Source organism: Furfurilactobacillus entadae (assembly GCF_045862745.1).
GTDB classification, from domain to species: Bacteria; Bacillota; Bacilli; order Lactobacillales; family Lactobacillaceae; genus Furfurilactobacillus; species Furfurilactobacillus entadae.
In genome coordinates, this window is sequence record NZ_BQXN01000006.1 from 41,891 (window position 1) to 58,271 (window position 16,381).

Genomic DNA, 16,381 nt, shown 5'->3' on the forward strand with positions numbered 1-16,381 from the left:
ACTTGAGCAATGTGGTAGAGACGGTCACCGACATGGTGCGCCCAATCGTTGACGAACATCACTTCCAGTTAGTGGATGTGGAGTTTGTTAAGGAAGGCAAGAGCTGGTATCTCCGCGTTTACGTTGACAAACCAGGTGGAATTACCATCGATGATTGCGTTATCGTAAACGATGAACTGAGCGCAAGCTTAGACGCAGCAGATCCTGATCCAATCCCCCAAGCCTACTATTTGGAGGTTTCATCACCGGGCGCTGAGCGGCCGTTGAAGAAGGAAGCAGACTTTCAAAGTGCTGTGAACCAATACATTCATATTTCACTGTACCAACCGATTGAAAAGGTGAAGGTCTTTGAAGGAACGTTAACCGCGTTAACACCAGAGCAATTGACGTTGGTGTACAAAGTTAAGGGAATTAGTAAAACAATTACCATTGATCGGTCAGCTATCGCCAGCGCCCGCCTGGCCATTGATTTCAGCGGGATGTAAGTTCAGCGCACGCGATCGTGACTAAAGGAGTACGACAAACATGAGTAAAGAATTGGTGGGCGCCTTAGACGCCCTCGAACAGGAAAAAGGGATTAAAAAAGAGGTTGTGGTTGAGGCCTTGGAAGCAGCGCTTGCCGCAGCTTACAAACGCAACTACAACCAGGCTGGAAACGTTGACGTTGTTTTCAACGATCGGAAGGGCGACATTAAGGTTTACGCCGTAAAGACCGTTTCAGAAACAGTGGAAGATTCTCAGCTTCAGATGAGTTTACAAGATGCATTAGCCATCAATAAGGCGTACGAACTGGGCGATGAGATTAAGGTGGAAGTCACACCGAAGAACTTTGGCCGGATCGCGGCTCAAACGGCTAAGCAAGTCATCATGCAACGGGTGCGTGAAGCCGAACGGGGCTTGATCTACGCTGAGTACAGTCAGTACATGGATGAAGTTGTGACCGGTGAAGTGGAACGTCAGGATACGCGTTACCTGTACGTTACGCTCGGGAGCGGTTCTAACACTATTGAAGCCGTTATGGCGAATTCCGACCAGATGCCAAACGAGACCTACAAGATGCATGACCGCATCAAGGTTTACGTGGCCCGGGTTGAAAACAACGCCAAGGGCCCACAAGTGTTTGTTAGTCGGACCCACCCAGAATTATTGAAGCGGTTATTCGAGGAAGAAGTCCCAGAAATTTACGATGGAACGGTTGAAGTTGTTTCAATCGCCCGTGAAGCTGGTGACCGTGCCAAGATTGCTGTGAAATCAAACGATCCAAACCTTGACCCCGTTGGGACTTGTGTTGGTCCTCGTGGTCAACGGGTCCAAGCCATCGTGAACGAACTGGGTGGCGAAAACATGGACATCGTGGAATGGATGGAAGATGACGCACAGTACGTGGCGAACTCATTGAACCCAGCTGAAGTCATTGACGTGGTTTTTGATCCAGAAAACGAACGCGCTTGCACGGTCGTTGTCCCTGATTACCAGTTGTCATTAGCAATCGGTAAACGTGGTCAAAACGCCCGGTTAGCTGCCAAGTTAACTGGTTTTAAGATCGACATTAAGTCTGAAACAGAAGCAAAATCACTGTTTGAGGATGCTGAAGACCAAGAATACGTTGAAGCAGGTTCTGAACCAACGGAACTGGCAGATGTTGAGGTAACCGTTGATGAACCCGTTAATGATCAGCGGGCCGACGACTAGCCACTAGTTGGCGATCAAAGGGGGAATTTTGATGCACCAGCGTAAAGTACCCATGCGTAAAGACATCGTAACCGGTGAGATGTTCCCTAAAAAGGAATTGATCCGGGTTGTGAAAAGCAAAGAAGACGTCATTACCATCGACCCAACCGGGAAACAAAATGGCCGGGGCGCGTACGTTAGTATTAACGTTGAAACTGCTAAAAAGGCACAACATAATCACAGTTTGGACAAAGCGTTTGGCATGAAGGTCAGTGATGAGTTTTACGAAGAACTCATTGCTTACGTTGACCATCAACAAGCCCGGCGGCAACTGTTTGGTGACGATGCCAAATGACAACTGAACAACAATTACTGAATTTACTTGGGATTGCGCAACGGGCGGGGAAACTCGTAACTGGTGAACCCATGGTCCTCGCCGCCATTAAAGACCAGTCATTAGCACTGTTATGGTTAGCAAGCGACATGGGGGCAAGCTCAAGTAAAAAATTAAGCGATAAAGCACATTTTTATGGCATTCCATTGAGTACCGCGTTTACCGTGGCAGAACTCAGTCAAGCGACAGGCCGACAACGGTTTGCGATTGGTGTCAATGACGCCGGCTTTGCTAAAAAAATGCAGTCATTACTTGAAAATTTGAAATGAGGAGAGTGAAAGGATGGCCAACAAGCGTATCTATGAACTCGCAAAGGAACTTAATGTTTCGAGCAAGGATCTCTTAACCAAGGCAAGCGCCAAGGGAATGAAGTTTAATAATCACATGGCAACGGTCAGTGATGATCAAGAGAAGACCTTACGAAACACAATCGGGAGCCGCCCAGCTAGAAAGCCGGCAGCAACCAGCAATGATGAACAACCCGTAAAACACAAGGTTGTTCACCATTTGATCAATAACAATAAGAAGCCTGACCATCGCCATACGAACTTTGGTCGCAACGGCGGTGCAAACTTGCACGGCGAGGGACGAATTATGAACCTAGATAACCCGCGGACCAACAACAATCGGCCTTCAAATCGGCAAGCTGAAACGACCAGCGCTGCTGCAAAGCCAGCAACAAGTTCGGCAGCGCCAAAGAGTGCCTCGGCAAGTGCAGCAGCACCAAAGTCACAGGCTTCTGCATCAGCAACCAGTCAAGCACCACGGTCAACAAGTAGCAACCACCAAACGAGCGCCCAACGGCCAAGTAATGGTGGTAACAACCAACACCGGTCATCATCAACATCAACGAACCGGAGTAACGGTAGCTACAACCGGAACAACAGTAATAGCAACAACGGTGGTAACCGCAATGGTTCACAGTCAACAAACCGCAGTAACAACAGCGGCAACCGGACTGGCGGTTACAACAATAACCGGAACGGCAATAGTAATAACGGCAATGGTAACCGTAGTGGTAGCAACAACAACCGCTCAACGAGTTCATCACGGCCAAGTAACACCAACTCACGGCCAAGCCAGAACCAATCAACCAGCAGCAATCGGACCAACGGGAGTGCCTCAACAAGTAACAACACTGGCGCACGTAACAACCGCTTTGGGAACAACGCCGCTGGTGGGAATGGTGGTAACCGTTTTGGTGGCAATAACAACCGTCGCGGTGGCCGTGGTGGTCAACAACAATACGGTCAAAAACACCAAAAGCGGAACAGAAAGAACCAGCGAATCAAGCAAACAACGCAGGCTCAACCAGCACCAACGCGGAAAGAACGGCCATTACCAGAAGTCCTGATGTACGATGTTGGCATGAACGCCCAGGACTTAGGGAAGATCTTGCACCGCGAACCAGCTGAATTGATCAAAAAGTTGTTCATGCTTGGCGTGATGGTTAACCAAAACCAAAGTTTGGATAAGGATACCATTGAAATTTTGGCTGCTGATTACGGCATTGCCGCTGAAGAAAAGCCAAAGGAAGATATTGCCGACATCGACAAGTTCTTCGAAGAACAAGCAGAAACGGATCCAACTAAGTTAGTTGACCGGCCACCAGTCGTAACAATCATGGGACACGTTGACCATGGTAAGACGACGTTGCTGGACCAATTGCGGAATTCTCACATCACGGCTGGTGAAGCTGGTGGGATCACGCAAAAGATTGGTGCTTACCAAGTTGAATTGAAGGGTCGTAAGATCACCTTTATCGATACACCAGGACACGCGGCCTTTACTGCAATGCGTGCGCGTGGTGCGGACATCACCGACATTACGATTTTAGTGGTTGCGGCTGATGACGGTGTCATGCCACAAACAATTGAAGCGATTCACCATGCTCAGGCAGCGAAGACACCAATTATCGTGGCGGTTAACAAGATCGATAAGCCAGGTGCCAACCCGAACCACGTGATCGAACAGTTGGCTGAATATAACCTGATTCCAGAAGCCTGGGGTGGGGAAACCATCTTCGTTGAAATTTCTGCGAAGTACGACAAGAACCTTGATGAACTGCTTGATATGGTTCTGTTGCAAGCTGACATGATGGAATTAAAGGCTGATCCAGACCAACGTGCGTTGGGATCAGTTATTGAAGCCCGGTTGGATAAGGGCCGTGGTTCTGTCGCAACGGTACTTGTTCAAGAAGGAACGTTGAAGATCGGGGACCCAATCGTTATTGGGAACACCTACGGCCGGATTCGGACCATGAACAATGACCGTGGTCGGACAGTTAAGGAAGCAACGCCAGCTACACCAGTAGAAATCACTGGGATGAACGATGTTCCAGAAGCCGGTGACAAGTTTGTCGTCTTTGAAGACGAAAAATCTGCCCGGGCTGCCGGTGAAGAACGGGCTAAGCGGGCACTGATTGAAGAACGTTCACACTCAACCCACGTCACGTTGGACAACCTGTTCGACACGATGAAGGAAGGCGAAATGAAGGAAGTTGACATCATCATCAAGGCTGATGTTCAGGGTTCCGTTGAAGCCTTAGCAACTTCATTCCAGAAGATTCAGGTTGATGGTGTTCGGGTTAACATCATTCACCAAGCCGTTGGGGCCATTAACGAAAGTGATGTCACCTTAGCAGCTGCCTCAAACGCCATTATTGTTGGGTTTAATGTGCGGCCAACTGCACAAGCCCGGTCACAGGCCGATAGCGATGGTGTGGACATTCGTCTGCACAACGTGATCTACAACGCCATCGATGAAATCGAATCAGCCATGAAGGGAATGCTTGAACCAGTTTATAAGGAAGAAGTCACTGGTGAAGTTGAAGTTCGTGAACTGTACAAGGTTTCAAAGGTCGGAACGGTTGTCGGTGGGATGGTTACTGAAGGTTACATTAGTAGCGACGCCGGAATTCGTTTGATCCGTGATGGTGTGGTTATTTACGAAGGTAAGTTAGGTTCACTTCAACGGTTCAAGGACTCAGTTAAGCAGGTTAAAGCCGGCTTTGACCTTGGGTTGACCATTGCAGGTTACAACGACTTGCGGGTCGGTGATGTGATTGAAGCTTACGTTATGAAGGAAGTTCCGATTGACTAAGCGTTACCATAACGAAAGATAAGGCGGTGAAGATAATGCCAAGCAAACAATATCGTGTTGGTCGGCTGGAACAAGAAATCCAGCGCGAAGTAACGGACATTTTGTTGAAGCGTGTGCGGGATCCGCGTGTGACGGGCGTAACCATTACGGGTGTTGAAGTTACTGGTGATCTACAGGAAGCAACGTTGTACTACAGCATTCTGTCAGATAAAGCCAGTGACAACGAAAAAACAGCTGCTGGTTTGGAAAAGGCTAGTGGCCTCATTCGTGGGGAACTCGGGCGGCGGTTGAGCATCTACAAGACGCCTGAAATTTTCTTTGTTCAGGATAAATCCGTTCAGTACGGCAGTCACATTGATGAATTGATCAATAAACTGCACCAACAAGAACGCGATTAACTAAAAAATCACTCGGTGATTGACCATTATGGTCCAGTTACCGGGTGATTTTTTGTTTGTCAGCTTAAGCAGCCGGCCGGTGCGTGCAGTCGCTTTTTTCACAACCCTACGGTATAATGATGAACGTTATCGGCTCATTCAGAGTCGTTTTTGACAGATGAAAAGTGAGGTTTTGAACGATGGAAGGCATTCTCCCGATTAACAAGGCACGTGGCATGACAAGTCATGATGTTGTTTTTAAGCTCCGCAAAATCTTGCACACGAAAAAAATTGGCCATTCGGGCACGCTGGATCCAAATGTGGACGGCGTTTTACCGGTTTGTATTGGTGCCGCAACGAAAGTGGTTCCGTACTTGATGGCTTCTGGTAAGGTGTACCGTGGCACCGTGACGCTCGGGTTTGCAACGGAAACTGAGGATCTTGACGGCGCGGAAGTTACACGCACGGCGTTAACACAACCGTTTACAGACGCCCAAATCATGCAGGGCATGGAGGCACTTACGGGCGACATTGAACAAATTCCGCCAATGTATTCTGCAGTCAAGGTCAATGGCCGCAAACTTTATGAATATGCCCGGGCCGATGAAACGGTGGCCCGGCCTGTTCGACAAATTCACGTTGATTATTTCAAGCAAACGGGTCCCAGTACCTTTGATGAACAAGCAGGCACCCAAACGATTCCGTTTGAAATCGGGTGTGGTAAGGGGACGTATGTCCGGACGTTATCGGTTCAACTTGGTGAGCAACTGAATATTCCCGCAGTGATGAGTGATTTGACCCGGATCAAAAGTGGGGGCTTCACATTATCACAAGCGTTAACGTTAGAGGCGGTAGAACAAGCAGTGGCTGACGAAACAATTAACGCCAAGCTTCTTCCAATCGAATACGCGTTGGCCCATTACCCGATGGTTGATTTAACGCCAGATCAATGGCAGTTAGTCACAAATGGGGGGTGGCTTGAACCCGCTGTGTTAGGCGATGCTGATGTTGTCGCCGTTCGGTTTGGCGGTCAGGTTAAAGCGTTGTACCAACGCTCTGCCGACGGTAAAGCGGCAAAACCGTTGAAGATGTTTTCTAATCATCTATAATCAATGAAAAGAATGTTTCCATAAAGGTGGCAAAAAACAGTGCAAGTCATTTATTTACGACAACCCTATCAGCAGGCACAAATTCCCGACACGCCGGTCGTGTTAGCCATGGGCTTTTTTGATGGTGTTCACCTCGGTCATCAAACGGTCATTAACCGGGCGCGAAAGTTGGCCGATGAACGAGGAGTGAAGTTAGCGGTGCTGACATATACGCACCAACCAGCATTGGTCTATCAAAATAATCCCGAGGTGTTTCGGTACCTGTCCCGGTTCGACCGGAAGCTAGCGTTACTGAAGCAACTGGGTGTCGACATCGTCTACGGGGTCAGTTTCACATCGCAACTGTCCGCTCTACAGCCACAAACATTTGTGGACGACTACATGGTCGGGTTGCACGCCGTGGCCGTTGTGGCTGGGTTTGACCATACGTACGGCAAGGTTGACGTTGCCAGCATGAAGCAGCTCCCCGCGTATGCGAACGGGCGGTTTGACGTTGTGGAAGTTGGCCAAGTGTCCGTGAAGGATGCAAAGGACAGTTCGACCCGGATTCGGCAGGCCATTGATGACGGCGACGTGGCCGACGCAAATCAACTGTTGGGGTACACGTACCAAACAACCGGGATCGTCGTTCATGGCGAGGCGCGTGGTCGGACACTCGGTTATCCAACGGCAAACATCGATCCCGTGGTGACTGAACGGCTCCCAGGCATCGGCATTTATGCGGTGTGGCTTAAATTGGGCGACGTGTGGTACCCAGGCATGGCGTCAATTGGTCGCAATGAGACGTTTGGTGACCACCGGCCCGTGACGATCGAAATCAATCTGCTGGACTTTGATCAACAGATCTATGGGGAAGAAGTGGTGGTCGCCTGGGGAAGTCATCTCCGTGATCAGGTGAAGTTTTCAGGGGTCGACGACCTCGTTGCACAATTAGATCAGGATGCATTGGCGACCAGAGCATTCATGGCTGATCACGCCAAACCTCTTGAAACAATTGGTGATTAGGGACGCTCGCTTTTAAGGGCCGGCTTAGGACATTGCTGTCGTAAGCCGGCTTTTCTTATAGGCAAACGGCTGATTAATTTTTCCAATAAAAAAGTCAAATTGAATTATGAATTTGTTTGACTTTCTTTGACCAAGTTGTTATATTAGTAACTGTTCTTAGCACTCAAATAGCGTAAGTGCTAAAAGGGGTGAGTAAGACGATAACAGATCGACAAAAAATGGTATTACAAGCAATTGTCCGTGCATATACGGAGACTGGGGCTGCGGTTGGTTCAAAGGCCTTGGCAACGTGGCTACCGATCCACGTGAGTTCTGCCACCATTCGTAATGATATGGCGGCGTTAGAAGAAGCGGGTTACGTGCAAAAGGAACATACGTCCTCTGGGCGGGTGCCATCCTTAGCAGGCTACCGCTATTACGTGGACCACTTGGTCAATGACAATGTGGTGGATCATACAGACATTCAGCTGATTCAAAATGAGTTGAGTGGCTCATTTTCAAAGATTGATGAAATCGTTGAAGAATCCGCTAACCTGTTGTCAAAATTAACGTCGTACACGGCGTTTACGTTGCGGCCTGAACAGGCTGATGCCCATTTAAGCGGGTTTCGGTTGGTACCACTAGGTAACCGGCAGGTCATGGCCATTTTGGTCATGGATAGCGGTGATGTGGCGAACCAGACGTTTGTCCTGCCACGTGACATGGACAGTGACCAGCTTGAGGCGGTCGTCCGGTTGATCAATGATCAACTGGTTGGCTTGCCATTAACGCAGGTTATGGAGAAATTACGGGTTGAGATTCCAGCCCAGGTGAGTCAGTACATGCAAACGCCAAACGGATTTTTGAATCTCTTTGGGCAAGTGCTGGATAAAGCTGCGGCTGACCGTTACTTTGTTGGCGGTCGACTGAACCTTCTGAATTTCTCGACGAATCATGACCTTCATGACTTCAAGTCGTTGTACCAACTCTTTGATACAACGGATGACATCGCAAGCGTACTGAGTCCACCAGACAGTCAGGTTCAAGTCCAGATTGGTGACGAGATCACGAATGACTTGTTGAAAGATTATAGTTTGGTGACCGGCACGTACGATGTTGGGGCTCATGGTCGTGGCATGATTGCTGTGCTTGGCCCAACCCGGATGCCGTATTCGCGGATGATCGGGTTGGTCGGGGCGTTTCGTGAGGAACTTGCCGCCAAGCTTTTAGATTATTATCGACACCTTGATGAGGATTAAGTGCATTGAGGATGATCACAAATGAAATGAATGGAGGTGGCAAATTTGTCTCATAAAGATGACAGTCAAACTGCTGAACAAGCAGAAAGTGCATCAGACACGACAACATCACAGGCCACGGACCCAACTGCAAAGGACATCAAAAAAAAGCCAGAAGCAGCCGTGGAACAAGATGAAATTGCTGAGTTAACGGCTCAAGTTGCCGCGATGGAAGATAAGTACCTACGGGCACAAGCGGAAATCGCCAACATTCAGCAACGTAACCAAAAGGAAACGGCCCAGTTGATGAAGTATGATGGTCAACAACTGGCCCATGATATTGTCCCTGAATTGGACAATCTTGAACGGGCGCTACAAACGCCGGCTGAAGATGAAGCAGCTAAACAGTTGCAACATGGGGTTCAGATGGTTTACGATCATTTGCAAGCAGCGTTAGCACAAAACAACGTGACGGAAATTGAATCGTTGAACAAGCCGTTTGACCCAACCCTTCACCAGGCAGTGCAAACTGTCCCAGTAGAAGCGGGTCAAACGCCTGAAACGGTTGTGACGGTGTTGCAAAAGGGCTACATGCTAAAGGATCGTGTGTTACGGCCGGCCATGGTCGTCGTTGCACAATAATTAGATTAAATAATAAGGAAGTTTATAAAAATGGCTAAAATTATTGGAATTGATTTAGGGACCACGAACTCAGCAGTTGCTGTGCTCGAAGGTAGTCAACCAAAGATTATCGCTAACCCAGAAGGTAACCGGACGACACCATCTGTTGTTTCATTCAAGAACGGTGAAACACAGGTCGGTGAAGTGGCTAAACGCCAAGCAATCACGAACCCCAACACGGTTCGTTCCATTAAGCGTCACATGGGTGAAGACGGCTACACCGTTGACATCGAAGGTAAGAAGTACACACCACAAGAAATCTCAGCAATGATCTTGCAATACATCAAGGGCTTCGCTGAAGATTACCTTGGTGAAAAGGTTGATCAGGCTGTTATCACAGTACCTGCTTACTTTAATGACGCTCAGCGTCAAGCAACCAAGGATGCTGGTAAGATCGCCGGCTTAACGGTTGAACGGATCATCAACGAACCAACGGCTTCTGCCTTGGCATACGGGATGGACAAGAAGGATAAAGACGAAAAGATCCTGGTCTACGACCTTGGTGGTGGGACATTTGATGTTTCCATCCTTGAATTAGGTGATGGTGTCTTCGACGTTCTGTCAACAAATGGTGACACACGTCTTGGTGGTGACGACTTTGACCAAAAGATCATCGATTGGTTAGTCGACAACTTCAAGAAGACAAACGGCATCGACCTGTCAAGCGACACAATGGCCATGCAACGGTTGAAGGATGCTGCTGAAAAGGCGAAGAAGGACCTGTCAGGGGTTAACGAAGCCCAAATTAGCTTGCCATTTATCTCAAGCGGTGACAACGGCCCACTTCACTTGGAAGAAACTTTGTCCCGTGCGCAATTTAACCAAATGACGGCTGACTTGATTGAACGGACAAAGACGCCGGTTCAAAACGCCTTGCGTGACGCTGACTTAACGATGGATGACATCGATGAAGTTATCTTAAATGGTGGGTCAACTCGGATCCCAGCCGTTCAAGAAGCCGTTAAGGAATTGGCCGGTAAGGAACCTAACCACTCCATTAACCCTGATGAAGCCGTTGCCTTAGGGGCAGCCGTTCAAGGTGGTGTGATCACTGGTGACGTGAAGGACGTTGTGCTTTTGGACGTTACGCCATTGTCATTAGGGATTGAAACAATGGGTGGTGTGTTCACGAAGCTGATCGACCGGAACACAACGATTCCAACGTCAAAGAGCCAAACATTCTCGACTGCCGCGGATAACCAACCAGCCGTTGATATTCACGTGTTGCAAGGTGAACGGCCAATGGCAAACGACAACAAGACCTTAGGAAACTTCCAGTTGGCAGACATCCCTGCTGCCCCTCGTGGTGTCCCTCAGATCCAAGTGACATTTGACATCGACAAGAACGGGATCGTGAACGTTTCTGCCAAGGATCTTGGAACAAACAAAGAACAAAAGATTACGATCAAGAGTAATTCTGGTTTGTCCGACGAAGAAATCGACCGGATGAAGAAGGAAGCCGACGAAAACGCTGATGCTGATAAGAAGCGTAAAGAAGAAGCTGACTTGAAGAATGAAGTTGACCAACTCTTGTTCCAAGTTGACAAGACGTTGGAAGACCTGAAGGGGAAAGTTTCTGATGAAGAAGTCAAGCAGGCCACTGATGCGCGTGATGCATTGAAGAAGGCCCAAGATGACAACAACATCGATGAAATGAAGACCAAGAAGGATGAATTGAACAAGATCGTTCAAGACTTGACGGTCAAGTTGTACCAACAAAATGCTGATTCACAAGCTGGTGCTGATGGCTCAGCTGCGGGTAGCGCTGACGGCAGTGCCGGTGGTGATGACACAGTTGACGGTGACTTCAAGGAAGTTGACCCAGACGACAAAAAGTAAGCATAGGTAACGACGGGGAGTCAAAGGCGCAGGCGCATCTTTGACTCTTTGTGCGTTTTACGGGTTGGTTTGTGTTACACTTACGCAATAAATGGCTGATCGTCACTTGGCGAGTCGGTTGTCACAAGTTAATTTTGGGGGTTCACACATGTCTCAAGGAAGAGATCCGTATGATGTGCTTGGCGTTGGCCGGGATGCATCACAGGACGAGATTAAGAAGGCGTACCGGAAGCTTTCAAAAAAGTACCATCCGGACTTGAATAAGGAGCCCGGCGCAGAAGATAAGTTTAAAGAAGTGGCTGATGCGTACGAAAAGGTCGGTGACCCACAAAAGCGGCAGCAGTATGATCAATACGGTGATGCTGGTCAGCAGTTTGGTGGTCAAGGTGGCTTTAACCAGGGCGGCTTTGGCGGCGGTCAGGGCTTCGGTTTTGATGACATCTTTAGCCAAATGTTTGGTGGTGGCGGTGGCGGTGCCCGGCGGAATCCTAACGCGCCACAACCAGGTCAAGACTTGCAGTATTCCATGTCGCTGAAGTTTGAGGAAGCGATTTTTGGGAAAAAGACCACGATCAAATACGACCGTGAAGAAGTTTGTGAGACGTGTGGTGGTAATGGAGCCAAACCGGGAACTTCACCCGTCACGTGTCACAACTGTGGCGGCTCTGGCTACGTTGAAACGGTCCGTAACACGCCACTTGGCCAGATGCGGTCACAACAGGTTTGTGACGTTTGTGGTGGAACGGGTAAGGAAATTAAAGAAAAGTGCCCAACCTGTCATGGTAATGGTCACGTGAGCGAAAGCCACGAGATCGAAGTGAGCGTGCCTGCTGGTGTTGATGATGGTCAACAAATGCGGCTGCAAGGTCAGGGTGAAGCCGGGACAAATGGTGGCCCTTATGGTGACCTGTATATTGTCTTCACGGTGCAACCAAGTAAGGACTTCAAGCGTGACGGCACGGACATCTACTTTGACCAACCATTAACGTTTGCGCAAGCTGCGTTAGGTGACGAAGTGGAAGTCAAGACGGTTCACGGTAACGTTAACCTGAAGATCCCTGCTGGAACGCAAAGCGAAACGACCTTCCGTTTGCGCGGTAAGGGTGTTCCGCACCTGCGTGGTAACGGCAATGGTGACGAACGGGTTACGGTGAAGGTTCAGACACCAAAGGGCCTCAATAAGGCGCAAAAAGAAGCACTGAAGGCCTTTGCGGAAGCAAGTGGTGAATCAGTGCCAAATGGTCACGGCGGCCTCTTTGGCCGGCGTTAATAGTGATTAATGACAAGGCACCCCTGGACAGATGTTGTTCATGGGTGCCTTGCTTGCGTTCTAAAATGACAGTCAATTAATGATCAGTTCCCGTTACTAATTGAGTGACCAGCAAAAAAGTGGGCACAAACGTTTGATAAAAATTGTGTGTTCACATAATCATTGCTATAATAAATGTTTAGGATTTCACATTAGCGAAGTCGGCGCAGCAGGTTACAACGGGACCGGCGCCAGTGACAGTTATTGTCAGCCAACCGTTTATGAAAACGAATCGCGATCATCAGGGTCGGATTCAAAAGGAGGACACGTATGGATCACCAACAAATGGCCGAACGGCAGCGGCACATTCGAAACTTTTCGATTGTTGCGCACATTGATCATGGTAAATCAACGCTGGCAGACCGGATCCTCGAACTAACGGACACCATTTCAAAACGCGAAATGCAAAATCAGGTTTTGGATGATATGCCGTTAGAACGTGAACGTGGGATTACAATTAAATTAAACGCCGTGGAATTACATTACCACGCAAAAGATGGGGAAACGTACATTTTCCATTTGATCGACACACCAGGGCACGTCGATTTTTCCTATGAAGTGTCACGATCACTTGCAGCGTGTGAAGGCGCCTTGTTGGTGGTTGACGCCGCTCAGGGGGTCGAAGCCCAAACGTTGGCGAACACCTATTTAGCAATTGATAATGACTTGGCAATTCTTCCGGTCATCAATAAAATTGATTTACCATCGGCCCAGCCTGAAGTGGTTCGTGAAGAAATTGAGGAAGACATCGGGATCGACGCCAGCAATGCTGTTTTGGCAAGTGCAAAGAGCGGAATCGGGATCACCGAAATTTTGGAACAAATCGTTCAAGAAGTGCCTGCACCAACGGGAGACCTGACAAAGCCGCTCAAGGCGTTGATCTTTGATTCTGTTTATGACGATTATCGTGGTGTCGTCCTGAGTTTACGGATCGTTGAAGGAACGGTGAAACCCGGTGATAAGATTCGGCTGATGAACTCCGGGACCGAGTATGAAGTCACGGAAGTGGGGGTCAACTCACCAAAACCCATCAAACGTGATATCTTGATGGCTGGTGATGTGGGTTATATCACGGCTTCCATTAAAGACATCGCGGACACGCAGGTTGGTGACACGGTCACCAGTGCAATTCATCCAACGGAAGCCGCCTTACCAGGTTACCGCAAGATGAACCCAATGGTGTTTGCCGGGTTATATCCCACAGACAACGGGAAGTATAACGATCTGCGTGAAGCACTTGAAAAGTTGCAGTTGAACGACGCTGCCTTGACGTTTGATCCTGAAAAATCACAAGCGCTGGGCTCTGGGTTCCGTTGTGGGTTCCTGGGAATGCTCCACATGGATGTCGTGCAGGAACGGTTGGAACGGGAGTTTGACCTCGATTTGATCACCACCGCACCGTCAGTGACGTACCATGTTGATCTGACGGATGGCGAGCAGGTCGTGGTGGAAAATCCGTCTGAAATGCCAGAACCGTCAAACATTAAGACCATTAACGAACCTTACGTTAAGGCAACCATTATGGTGCCGAATGATTACGTCGGTGCCGTCATGGAATTATGTCAGCGAAAACGTGGCGATTTTGACACCATGGAATACTTGGATGACCACCGGGTGAACGTGATTTACTACATGCCACTTTCAGAGATCATTTTTGATTTCTTTGATCGCTTGAAGAGTAGTACCCGTGGTTATGCGTCATTGGATTATGAGCTGAGTGGTTATCGTCCAGGTGACTTAGTGAAAATTGACATCCTGTTAAACGGTGATAAGGTTGATGCGTTAAGCTTTATCGTTGCCCGTGAGTTTGCGGCAAACCGTGGCCGGACGATTGTTGCCCGGTTAAAGAAGATCATCCCCCGGCAGAACTTTGAAATTCCGGTTCAGGCAGCCATTGGTTCTAAGGTGGTGGCCCGGTCGGATATTAAGGCGTACCGGAAGGACGTGACCGCTCACCTGTATGGTGGGGATCGCACTCGGCGGATGAAGCTGTTGGAAAAACAGAAAGCCGGGAAGAAACGGATGAAGTCTGTTGGGATCGTTGATGTGCCGCAAGAGGCCTTCATGGCAGTCCTTCAGACGGATGAAGAAGAAAGCCACAAAGCAAAATCATAACTGTAAAAAGATAAGACTAAAGGGGGTAAGCGGATGCTAACACGGACAAAAGCGTTTTTGAAGGCAAATCAGTTCCGTTATGAGAAGACGTACATTCGGCCAATGATGGTTCCGCAACACGTGTACGTCCTCCGGTTTGGAAAGAAAAAGGTTAATAACCGTTTGATTGTGAAGTATAGTCATGGTTGGACGGGTCGCTTGAAGATCGATGAGATTGACTTGCGACTTCATGGACAGCACAATCCGCGCGTTTTTCAAAATGAGGACGAGCTGCTGGATTATTTGGCTAGCCACATCTTAACCGAAGATGGCCGTGAACGTTATGTTCACGCAAGACGTGTTTCAGGACGTCATGAGCACCATCGCCAATCGTAAGTAAATAAAGGACTGATTGACAGTGACGTCAACCAGTCCTTTATTTGTTGTGCCTTAGTTAAAGAAGATCTCTCCATGGTATTTTGGCCTTAATTTTGGCACAATGGACACAGACAAGAATAACGAGGAGGAATTCATGATGAAGGTAATCGAATCGTTTGCAGCAACAAGCATTAATGAACCAGCGGCGATGGTGGATGGCACACGACCAGCACCAGTCGCTGGTGATCATGACGTTGTGGTCGCGGTGACTGCTGTGTCCGTTAATCCAGTGGATACGAAGTTACGCCAAAACTTAACGGCTGCTAAAATTCTGGGCTATGATGCCGTTGGGACGGTCATCCACGCGGGTGCGCTAGTTGATAATGTGGCGGTTGGTGATCGGGTCTATTATGCCGGCACAACTGGGCGTGATGGGTCAAACGCTGAGCAACAGGTTGTGGACGCACGCATCGTCGCAAAGGCACCAGCGACCTTAACGGATGCTGCGGCTGCGGCATTGCCATTAACGTCACTGACCGCAAGTGAAGTGCTGTTTGAAAAGATGGGGTTCACTAACGCCGTCAATGCGAATCGCGGTCAGGAACTTTTGATCATTAATGGCGCCGGGGGTGTCGGGTCCATGGCCATTCAGCTAGCAAAGTGGGCTGGTTTGACGGTGACAGCTACGGCGTCCCGTCCGGAAACCATTGCCTGGGTTAAGCAACTGGGCGCTGACCGGGTGTTTAACCACCGGGAAAACTTAGTTGAGCAAGCCCATGCGGAAAACATTGATGGCTTTGACGGAATTTTGATTTTGCATTCAACCGATCAGTACTTTGAACAGGCAGCACAGCTTGTGAAGGCGTTTGGTCATGTCGCCTCGATCGTTGAAAATCAGGGGCCGCTACCACTGGGCCTGTTGAAAAATAAGGCGGCCAGCTTTGACTGGGAGTACATGTTTGCTAAAACAGACTACCAGCAGGACCTCGCAAGCCAGGGACGTGAGCTGGCCCAAATTGCGACATTGGTGGATGCTGGGGCCCTGCAAAGTACCCTGACCAAAACCATTGCTGACGGGATTAATGCGGCTAGTTTACGGGCAGCCCATCAACTGGTTGAAGCCAATAAGATGACCGGCAAAGTGGTCGTGACTGGGCCGTTTAACGGATCGGTCATGCAGTAACCAATCGAAAAGGGGAATAACG

15 protein-coding genes are annotated in these 16,381 nt (G+C 48.9%); all 15 read left to right on the forward strand.

The features are described from left to right. Nucleotides 1-2 precede the first annotated feature (2 nt). The 15 genes from rimP (at nucleotide 3) to ACKTR5_RS04190 (ending at nucleotide 16,359) form a co-directional block, all read left to right on the forward strand. A complete protein-coding gene (gene rimP, locus ACKTR5_RS04120) occupies nucleotides 3-485 on the forward strand; it encodes a ribosome maturation factor RimP (RefSeq protein WP_407879411.1) in 483 nt (160 codons plus the stop codon). A gap of 40 nt (nucleotides 486-525) precedes the next feature. Continuing rightward, the gene (gene nusA, locus ACKTR5_RS04125; protein WP_407879412.1) at nucleotides 526-1,692 is read left to right on the forward strand and encodes a transcription termination factor NusA; all 1,167 of its coding nucleotides are present in this window, start codon (nucleotides 526-528) and stop codon (nucleotides 1,690-1,692) included. Between the two features lie 31 nt (nucleotides 1,693-1,723). Then, nucleotides 1,724-2,026, forward strand: a complete 303-nt coding sequence (gene rnpM / locus ACKTR5_RS04130; protein WP_407879413.1) for an RNase P modulator RnpM — start codon at nucleotides 1,724-1,726, stop codon at nucleotides 2,024-2,026. Continuing rightward, nucleotides 2,023-2,334: a YlxQ-related RNA-binding protein gene (locus tag ACKTR5_RS04135; protein WP_407879415.1), complete on the forward strand. Its 312-nt coding sequence runs from the start codon at nucleotides 2,023-2,025 to the stop codon at nucleotides 2,332-2,334. Before rnpM ends, ACKTR5_RS04135 begins: the two co-directional genes overlap by 4 nt. 13 nt (nucleotides 2,335-2,347) lie before the next feature. Continuing rightward, the gene (infB, locus tag ACKTR5_RS04140) at nucleotides 2,348-5,167 is read left to right on the forward strand and encodes a translation initiation factor IF-2 (RefSeq protein ID WP_407879417.1); all 2,820 of its coding nucleotides are present in this window, start codon (nucleotides 2,348-2,350) and stop codon (nucleotides 5,165-5,167) included. A 35-nt stretch (nucleotides 5,168-5,202) separates the two neighbouring features. Beyond that, nucleotides 5,203-5,565 (forward strand): 30S ribosome-binding factor RbfA, encoded by a 363-nt coding sequence (gene rbfA / locus ACKTR5_RS04145; RefSeq protein WP_407879418.1) that lies wholly within the window; start codon nucleotides 5,203-5,205, stop codon nucleotides 5,563-5,565. Nucleotides 5,566-5,744: 179 nt separating this feature from the next. After that, nucleotides 5,745-6,653 (forward strand): tRNA pseudouridine(55) synthase TruB, encoded by a 909-nt coding sequence (gene truB / locus ACKTR5_RS04150; protein ID WP_407879419.1) that lies wholly within the window; start codon nucleotides 5,745-5,747, stop codon nucleotides 6,651-6,653. A 39-nt stretch (nucleotides 6,654-6,692) separates the two neighbouring features. Continuing rightward, a complete protein-coding gene (gene ribF, locus ACKTR5_RS04155; RefSeq protein ID WP_407879421.1) occupies nucleotides 6,693-7,658 on the forward strand; it encodes a riboflavin biosynthesis protein RibF in 966 nt (321 codons plus the stop codon). Nucleotides 7,659-7,846: 188 nt separating this feature from the next. Continuing rightward, nucleotides 7,847-8,896 carry a heat-inducible transcriptional repressor HrcA gene (gene hrcA / locus ACKTR5_RS04160; protein WP_407879422.1) on the forward strand — a complete coding sequence of 350 codons (1,050 nt, stop codon included), beginning with the start codon at nucleotides 7,847-7,849 and terminating at the stop codon, nucleotides 8,894-8,896. Nucleotides 8,897-8,926: 30 nt separating this feature from the next. Next, on the forward strand, nucleotides 8,927-9,517 hold the full coding sequence (grpE, locus tag ACKTR5_RS04165; protein ID WP_407879423.1) for a nucleotide exchange factor GrpE: 591 nt from the start codon (nucleotides 8,927-8,929) through the stop codon (nucleotides 9,515-9,517). A 24-nt stretch (nucleotides 9,518-9,541) separates the two neighbouring features. Next, nucleotides 9,542-11,395 carry a molecular chaperone DnaK gene (gene dnaK, locus ACKTR5_RS04170; RefSeq protein WP_407879485.1) on the forward strand — a complete coding sequence of 618 codons (1,854 nt, stop codon included), beginning with the start codon at nucleotides 9,542-9,544 and terminating at the stop codon, nucleotides 11,393-11,395. Between the two features lie 148 nt (nucleotides 11,396-11,543). Continuing rightward, nucleotides 11,544-12,665: a molecular chaperone DnaJ gene (gene dnaJ, locus ACKTR5_RS04175; RefSeq protein ID WP_407879424.1), complete on the forward strand. Its 1,122-nt coding sequence runs from the start codon at nucleotides 11,544-11,546 to the stop codon at nucleotides 12,663-12,665. A 309-nt stretch (nucleotides 12,666-12,974) separates the two neighbouring features. Next, nucleotides 12,975-14,819 carry a translation elongation factor 4 gene (gene lepA, locus ACKTR5_RS04180; RefSeq protein ID WP_407879425.1) on the forward strand — a complete coding sequence of 615 codons (1,845 nt, stop codon included), beginning with the start codon at nucleotides 12,975-12,977 and terminating at the stop codon, nucleotides 14,817-14,819. 33 nt (nucleotides 14,820-14,852) lie between these two features. Beyond that, entirely contained in the window at nucleotides 14,853-15,194 is a 342-nt protein-coding gene (locus ACKTR5_RS04185; protein ID WP_407879426.1) for a hypothetical protein, read from the forward strand. 139 nt (nucleotides 15,195-15,333) lie between these two features. Then, nucleotides 15,334-16,359, forward strand: a complete 1,026-nt coding sequence (locus ACKTR5_RS04190; RefSeq protein WP_407879486.1) for a zinc-binding alcohol dehydrogenase family protein — start codon at nucleotides 15,334-15,336, stop codon at nucleotides 16,357-16,359. The last annotated feature ends 22 nt before the right edge of the window (nucleotides 16,360-16,381 follow it).